General features: G+C 75.3%; 4 protein-coding genes and 1 pseudogene. 2 read left to right on the forward strand and 3 right to left on the reverse strand.

Going from position 1 to position 6394, the window contains the following annotated elements:
• The 3 genes and pseudogenes from L7D48_RS23860 to L7D48_RS23870 form a co-directional block, all read right to left on the reverse strand.
• Positions 1 to 435, reverse strand: a pseudogene (locus L7D48_RS23860) (hypothetical protein); the annotation flags it as partial.
• A gap of 35 nt (positions 436 to 470) precedes the next feature.
• The gene (locus tag L7D48_RS23865) at positions 471 to 1100 is read right to left on the reverse strand and encodes an RNA polymerase sigma factor (RefSeq protein ID WP_237882333.1); all 630 of its coding nucleotides are present in this window, start codon (positions 1098 to 1100) and stop codon (positions 471 to 473) included.
• Between the two features lie 228 nt (positions 1101 to 1328).
• Complete coding sequence (locus tag L7D48_RS23870) at positions 1329 to 4094, reverse strand: FG-GAP-like repeat-containing protein (protein ID WP_237882335.1); 2766 nt, start codon at positions 4092 to 4094, stop codon at positions 1329 to 1331.
• A gap of 547 nt (positions 4095 to 4641) precedes the next feature.
• Between L7D48_RS23870 and L7D48_RS23875 the strand changes: the two genes are divergently transcribed.
• Positions 4642 to 5286, forward strand: a complete 645-nt coding sequence (locus L7D48_RS23875) for an RNA polymerase sigma factor (RefSeq protein WP_093851108.1) — start codon at positions 4642 to 4644, stop codon at positions 5284 to 5286.
• Positions 5283 to 6394 (forward strand): hypothetical protein (locus L7D48_RS29330; protein ID WP_305853171.1); only part of this gene is annotated, 1112 nt, incomplete at its 3' end. The genes L7D48_RS23875 and L7D48_RS29330, both read left to right, overlap by 4 nt.

Raw genomic sequence — 6394 nt, forward strand, 5'->3', positions numbered from 1 at the left:
GACGGGGGGAGTGGAGGCGGTGTCCGGCATCCGGGAGGCTCCGGGCGTGCCGCCGGGGCCGCCCCCGGGCAGGAACGGAACCCCGCCGGAGGCCACCGCGACCCCGCTGCCGAGTACGGCGGCCGCGACCACACCGAGCGCACCCGTACGGGTGCGGCCCAGACGCCGTGTCAGCCGGGCCAGACGGCCCCGCAGGCCGGCGGCCGCCCCGGTGGCGGCGGCCGCCCGCTCCTCGCGGGCCGCCCGGAAGGCGGCCAGGGCCTCCTCCTCGCCCTTGAGCACACCGGAGCCCGGCGGCGCCGGCGGCACCGCGGCGTTGAGGACGGCCGCGAGGGCGCGCAGGCTGTCGTCCGACGGCGGGTCGCCGGAGCCCCGCGGACCGGAGCCGGGCCGGGAGCCCTCCGCGATCAGACGGCGCAGCGCGGCCTCGGTCACACGGGCGCCTTCCTCCCCGTCCCGCATCGGTTCGTTCACCTCCGTACCGCCGTTGCCTCGGGCCGTTCCACCAGCCGGGCCAGTTGCTTCAGACCGCGTGACAGGGCCATCGCCACCGCCCCCGGCCGCTTGCCGAGGATCTCGGCCGTGCTCTTCGTGTCCAGGTCCAGAACCACTCTCAGAAGTACCGCCTCGGCCTGCGGAACGGGCAGAGTGCCGATGAGAGAGACGATCTCACGTGTCGACAGCTTCGCCCCGGCCACCTCCGCGGTGTCCGGGGCGGCCTCCCCGCCGGGGGCGCCGGACGCGCGCGGTTCGGGCAGCTCGTCGGTCGGTACGGTGATCTCCTGCAGACGCCTCCTCCTGCGACGCAGGACGTCGCGGGCCCGGTTCCGTGTGACGGCGAGGGCGAAGCGGCGGAAGGAGGCGCCGTCCCCCTCGAAGCTCAGTACGTCCCGGGCTATCTGTAACCACGTCTCGGCCACGACGTCCTCCGCGTCCTGGCCGACGATGACGGCCGCGTAGCGCAGGAGTTCGGGGTTGAGGCGGCGGTAGACGGCGCGGAAGGCGGCCTCGTCGCCCCGCCGCACACCGAGAACCGCAGCGTTCAGATCCCCGGTGTGCTCCGGGTGGAGCCGGTTGCCGCCATCCGCCGCATCACTCACGGACGGGATCCTTCCACGCTCCCGCGCGGCGCGTCGACACGGCGGCTTCACACGGGCTCAGCCCGTGCGGATCCGGTGCGGATCCGGTACGGGGGTGAAGGCGAACACCCCTGCCCCGCCCGGGAGAAGGCGGAAGGGACCGGACGGGGTTCCCCGTCCGGTCCCTCTCCGTTCTCCGCCGCGGGCTGTCCGGCGGCCGCCGTTCAGCGGCGGCCGCCGCCCGCTCGCTCAGGGAGCCAGCGGGTAGCCCAGCCAGGCGCCCGGGGGCGTGCCCATGGCCGAGCGGCTGTAGTAGACGGCGCCCGAGGTGGAGACGCCCCGGCTGCCGGCGTCGAACTGGAGGATCGTCCCGTCGAAGGAGTTCTCCCCCGGAGCGCCGACGGCCAGGTCCGCCCGTCCCCAGCCGGACATGTCGGCGAGCAGGACGCCCGCCCCGAGCCGGTCGTCGGTCTCGGAGACCCCGCGGACACCCGAGGTGTCCTGGTGCAGGCTCATGGCACCGGAGGAGCTCAGCCCCGAGGAGGTGCCGTACAGCAGGATCGACATGCCCGCGTTCTTGCGGCCGGCGCCGTCGCGGGTGAGGTCCTCGAAGGGCAGGCCGGCGAGGACGTCGGCGTGCCCGTCGCCGTCGACGTCGCCCGCCGAGACCGACCAGCCCATCGCGTCGCCGGCCTCGGCGCCTCCCGGGACGCCGGAGGTGTCCTGGTGGAACACCTTCCGGCCGGTGGTGGTCGGCCCGTCGGGCGAACCGGGCAGCACGGTGATCTGGCCGCCGCTGTGGGCGCCGGACTCGGCCGTGTACGGCTGACCGACGATCAGGTCCGCGTAAGCGTCGCCGTCGATGTCGGCCGCTGCGACCGAACGGCCGCCCTTGACGGACGACATGCCCACGTAGGTCAGGCCGTCGGCCGACCCGTTGAGGAGCGTGAGCCGGCCGGTGCCGCCGGAGTCCCGGTGGTTGAGCACCACGTCGGTGTAGCCGTCGCGGTTGAAGTCGCCGGTGGTGGAGGCCAGGGAGTCGATGGTGCCGGTGGTGCCGGTCCTCAGGGTGCCCTTGCGCACGGTGCCGCCGGCGATGTCGAACGCCCACCACTTGGCCGGGCCGCGGGTGGAGGCGGTGAAGACGTCGGCGGTGCCGTCGCTGTCGAAGTCGCCGACGGCGACGGTCGAGCCGAACCGGGCCCCGTCGGTGCGGTCCGCGTCGGCCGCCTCCAGCCACTTGGCCTTGGTGAAGCCGGGACCGTACAGGACGGTCACCGCGCCGGAGTCGGTGTTGCCCACCGTGTCGTCCTCGCCGGGCGCGCCGACCGCCAGGTCCGCGTGTCCGTCGCCGTTGACGTCGCCGTACGCGACCGCCGAGCCCCAGCTGTCACCGGTCTCGGAGGCGCCGGGGACGCCCGGGCTGGACTGGGAGAGGGTGATCCTGGCGGAGGCCACCGGGCCGTCCACGCCGCCGGGCGCCACGCTGACGGTGCCGGCCTTGGACTTGCCGCCCACGGCGGCGCGGGGGGTGCCCACGGCCATGTCGCCCATGCCGTCGCGGTTGAAGTCGGCGGTGGGAGTCGCGGAGCTCGCGGCCGGGCTCGCGGCGAAGCGCCGGATCTCCGGCAGCTCCTCGTACAGCGTCTGGCCCGGGCAGGCGGTGTTGTAGCCGTCGCGGTGACCGGAGATGGTGCGCAGGGTGGCCTGCTCACCCTCCTTCCACACGCCGGTGTTCCCCATGGCGGTGAGCGTCACCCTGCCGGTGGGGTCCACGCCGTACTGGCCGAGCTTCCAGGCGGCGATCCTGGCGACGGCGCCGGTCACGTCGGGGGTGGGCACGTCGCCCGCGGCGTAGTTGCCGATCACCGCGATGCCGGTGGAGTAGCTGTTGAAGCCGTAGGTGTGCGCGCCCACCACGGGCAGGTCGACGCCGCCGTGCCGGCCCTCGAAGATCGTGCCGCACTTGTCGACCAGGAAGTTGTAGCCCAGGTCGTTCCAGCCGTTGCTCTTGACGTGGAACGTCATCAGCGACCGCACGATCGCGGCCGAGTCGGAGCAGGTGTAGTTGATGTCCTCGAGCGCCGTGTGGTGGACGAAGGCCGCCTGGATGCCGTCCTCCAGGTACGCCGACGGCTCCTCGACCATGGACTCGTCCGCACCCCAGGCGGCGCGCGAGACGATCGGCGGCCGGGTGACCGTGGACTCGGGCGCGGTCGGCACGGTCGGGGTCGGCGACGGGCCGGCCGTCGGGCTCCCGGAGGCGCCCGGCTCGGTGGGCTCCGTCCCGGTGGGAGTGGGCTCGGTGGTGCCCGGAGCGGTGGACTCCGTCCCGGTGGCCGCCGGTTCGGTGGGCTCCGGTTCGGCGGGCGAGGCCGAGGTGGCGCCGGCCGGGTCGCTCGCGGTGGCGGTGGGCGCCGGGTCCTCGGCGACGTAGGCGGCGGGCCGCATGCCCGTGTCCACGGCCGTCTCGAAGGCCGCCGGGCCGAGGTCGGCCGCGTTCGCCTCCTTCGCCTCGCGCGGCGTCACGCCCGGGTCGACCAGGTCCAGCCGCATCCCGGCGGGGAACTCGTCACTGGTCTGCCCGTCGGCGGAGACCACCCGGGCCTCGACGCCGTCGGAGGGGCCGACCCAGCGGGGCGCGGTCGCGCCGCGGGCCGTGGCCTCCCGGCCCTCCTCGCCCTCGGGGACGTGGATGTCCAGGTCCAGTTCCTGCCACGGCGTCCACTGGCCGGTCTCGACGTCGCGGGTGCGGACCTCGGCCCGGCCGCCGATCTCCGCGGTCGCCCGGGGCCAGGAGATGCCCAGCAGGCTGAACGGCTTGGTGTCGCGGCGGGTCACGCCGCTGTGCCCCTCGCCCCTGGTCTTCAGGCTCACGGAGTACACCTTGACCGGCGACGCGGTCACGGGGTTCCCCCTGTCCTCGGGCGGATTGGCCACGGCGACGGTCACCACACCGGCTCCGCCCACCGCGACGGCACCCAGGGTCAGCCAGGTCCGCCTCCTCAGACTCAATGTTCTGCGCGCTCGTGTTCTTCGCGGACTCAAGTGTCCCGCCCCTTGTCGTCTGGATCGTTCGTCCGGAGACTCGCTCGCCCCGCGTCCGTCACGGGGCCCATCGGTAGGCGCTCACCGTAGAGGAAACGTCACTCCGGGGGAGAGGCAGGTACTCAACCGTTACAGGGTGGCCCGTGGCCGGGTTGGGGTGCGAAGACGGCCGGGGTCGCCACCCCCCACAGGAGAGACCCCGGCCGTCGTCGAGCACGGACCGCCGCGCCGAGCGAGGTCCGTCAAACCCATCAGCGCCGGGAGGCCGAAAACTGTTACTCCCTCCGCTCGCCCTCTTCCCCCACACTCCCTCCGCCCCTTCTCCGCCACCCATGCCCGCGGCCTCCCCGCCGTCTTCAACTCGGTAACTACCGACCCGTCCGCATGGACGGGAGCGCACACTAGGTCGTAGCGTTCTGCTTCGCATAGACGCAGATCGAAGCATCACGGCGGGACCGGGCCCGGCCAGGGGCGCGGGCGAGCGCTACATCGCGAAGTGGGGCAGGACTAAGGCGTGCAGGGGGAAGACGCGGAACTCACCGCAGCGGTGCGGGCGGCGCGCGAGGGGGACGAATGCGCCTTCCGTACCGTCTACCGCGCCGTGCATCCCCGCCTGCTGGGATACGTGCGGACGCTGGTTCCGGACGCGGACGCGGAGGACGTCGCCTCCGAGGCGTGGCTGCAGATCGCCCGGGACATCGACCGGTTCGACGGGGACGCCGACCGCTTCCGCGGCTGGACGGCGCGGATCGCCCGCAACCGCGCGCTCGACCACATCCGGGCGAGGGGGCGGCGGCCCGTCTCCAGCCCGGTCGACGACGACAACGAACTGGCGGTGCTGCCCGCCGGGTCCGACACCTTCGACGAGGCCCTGGAGTCGATCGGCACCGGGCACACCATGGCCCTGATCTCCCGGCTGCCGCGCGACCAGGCCGAGGCCGTCGTGCTCCGGGTGGTCGTCGGCCTCGACGCCAAGGGGGCCGCACAGGTGCTGGGCAAGAGGCCGGGCGCGGTGCGCACCGCCGCGCACCGGGGCCTGCGCAAGCTCGCGGAACTGCTGGAGGGGGAGGAAGGGGCCGGTGACGGGGTGCCCGCACCCAGGGCCGGAACCGCACGGAGTGTGACGGAAAAGGCCCGACGGACGCTGAGGGAAACGTGAGGGCCGACGACCGGTACAGCTGGCTGGACGAGGAGGCCGCGGAGCGTCTGCTGCGCGGCCGGTCGGCCCACCCCTCGCCGTACGCGGACGAACCGGGCGCACCGGCGCTGGCCGAGGCGCTCGACAGACTCGCCGCCGTCCCCGCGACCGCTGCCGCCACAGCGGGCCGCGCCGCCGTGCCCGGCGCGCGTGACGACGGTGAGCTGCCCGGGGAGGCCGCCGCGCTGGCGGCCTTCCGGGCGGCCCGCGCACGGCCCGGGGCGGGGGCCGGCGCCGGCGGACGCCGGAGCCGGCTGCGGTCGCTCGGCCGCCCCCTGCGGGTGGGCGTCGCCGGGCTGGCGCTCGGCGGGGTGCTCGGCGGGGTCGCCATCGCGGCCGGCAGCGGAATGCTGCCCGCGCCGTTCGGGGGAGGGAACGGCTCGCCCGCCCCGTCGGCGAGTGTGTCCACCGAGCCGGACGGGCTCCTCCCGCCGCCGACCGGCACCGCCGACTCCCTCTCCGGCCGGCCGGGGAAGGACGGCGGAGGGGAGCACGGCGCGGGAGAGGGCGAGGGACGCGGCGGCCAGGGAGCCCCGGGCGAAGGCGATCCGGCCGGCACCGGCCCCGGCGCCGGCCCCGGCGGGCGGTCGGCGGAGACCGGCTCGCCGGCTCCGGGAACGGGCGGTGCGGGCGACCGGGCCGGAAACGCCGGCTCCGGACAACCCCAGGTGGAAGCGCGTCTGCGGGCACTGTGCGAGAAGCTGCTGGGCGGTGAGCTGGGCCGGCGGGAACGCGCCGAACTGGAGCGGGCCGCGGGAGGCCCGGAGAGGGTGGACGGCTACTGCGGCCGTTCCGGTGCTGCGGCCGGCGGCGCCTCGGGCGGGTCGCCCGGCGGCTCCTCCGGCGGCTCCTCGGGCGGGTCGTCCGGCGGGTCGTCCGGCGGCTCCTCCGGTACGGGCGGTTCCGAGCGCCCCGCCACGGACGGCGGCCAGGGCGGCACCGGGGACGGCACCGAGGGCGGGGACGCCGTCCCCGAGGAGAGCGGCGACACGCTGCCCGACACCGAGGGCGGGGACACCTTCCCCGCCGGGAACGGGACGACCGACCCCACGGCCCCCGGCGGTCCCGC

Origin of the sequence: Streptomyces sp. ICN903, assembly GCF_022015835.1 — a bacterium.
In the GTDB taxonomy this organism is placed as follows: Bacteria; Actinomycetota; Actinomycetes; order Streptomycetales; family Streptomycetaceae; genus Streptomyces; species Streptomyces fenghuangensis.